This window comes from Clostridium sp. 1001270J_160509_D11 (assembly GCF_015667935.1).
In the GTDB taxonomy this organism is placed as follows: Bacteria; Bacillota; Clostridia; order Peptostreptococcales; family Peptostreptococcaceae; genus Intestinibacter.
The window spans coordinates 1-1,245 of record NZ_JADPET010000264.1 but is presented as its reverse complement, the minus strand read 5'-3'; the positions used below and the strand labels follow the sequence as shown (position 1 = coordinate 1,245).

General features: G+C 30.9%; 1 protein-coding gene. It reads left to right on the top strand.

Features of this window, described 5'->3' with window-relative positions; genetic code table 11:
• Positions 1-129 precede the first annotated feature (129 nt).
• Positions 130-1,119, top strand: a complete 990-nt coding sequence (gene ilvC, locus I4U58_RS13815; RefSeq protein WP_195931910.1) for a ketol-acid reductoisomerase — start codon at positions 130-132, stop codon at positions 1,117-1,119.
• Positions 1,120-1,245: the final 126 nt, after the last annotated feature.

Here is a 1,245-nt window from a genome sequence, read left to right as displayed (position 1 = left end):
ACAGTTTAAAACTTAAAACTATTATTTGATAATTGAATTATAGTTTTATACTTAAGAAGATAATCTATTTTTATAGTTTTATCACTAAAAATAATTAATATATATAAATAACAAGGGGGATTTTCACTAATGAGAATGTTTTATGACAAAGATGTAAGCATGGATGCTTTAAAAGGGAAAAAAGTTGCAATACTAGGATATGGTAGTCAAGGCCATGCTCATGCACAAAATTTAAGAGACAGTGGAGTAGATGTAGTAGTTGGGTTACACGAAGGATCAAAATCAGGAGTTAGAGCTAAAGAAGATGGTTTTGAAGTATTAAGTGTAGCAGATGCTACTAAAGCAGGAGATATAGTAATGTGTTTATTACCAGATGAAGTTCAAAGGGTAGTATACGCTGAAAGCATAAAAGATAACTTAAGAGAAGGACAAACATTAGCATTTGCTCATGGATTTAATATACATTTTGGATATATAACACCACCAGAATATGTAGACGTAATAATGGTTGCACCTAAAGGACCAGGTCACTTAGTAAGAAGTGTATACAAAGAAGGAAGCGGTGTACCAGATTTATTCGCAGTTTACCAAAACTACACTGGTAAAGCTGAAGAAACAGTTTTAGCTTATGCAAAAGGGATAGGTGGAACTAGAGCTGGTGTACTTGAAACAACATTTAAAGAAGAAACAGAAACAGATTTATTCGGTGAACAAGCAGTTCTTTGTGGTGGATGCGAAGAATTAATAAAAGCAGGTTTCCAAACTCTAGTAGATGCTGGATACCAACCAGAAATAGCATACTTTGAATGTCTACATGAAATGAAATTAATAGTTGACTTAATGTATGAAGGTGGACTTGAAAGAATGAACTATTCAGTAAGTGAAACTGCTGAATACGGTGGATACGTATCAGGTAAAAGAGTTATAGGAGAAGCTTCAAAAGCTGCAATGAAAGAAATACTAGCTGATATACAAAGTGGTAAATTTGCTAGAGATTTCATAGCTGAAAATGAAAGTGGATGCAAAAAATTCCACGCTATGAGAGAAGAACAATATAGCTCTCAAATATCTGAAACAGGTAGACAATTAAGAAGCATGATGACTTTCTTAAAAAAATAAGAAGATAAAATTATAAATTTAAAAAGCACAACAGTTATAAATCTATATTGAAAATTAAACTTTTTACTTAGTTTAATTTTCAATAAATTATAACTAAATTAGATAAATATAACACTAATATAAAAT

Excerpts from the sequence above, each read along its gene's own strand:
- ilvC (WP_195931910.1), top strand. The coding sequence starts at position 130 with ATGAGAATGTTTTATGACAAAGATGTAAGCATGGATGCTTTAAAAGGG.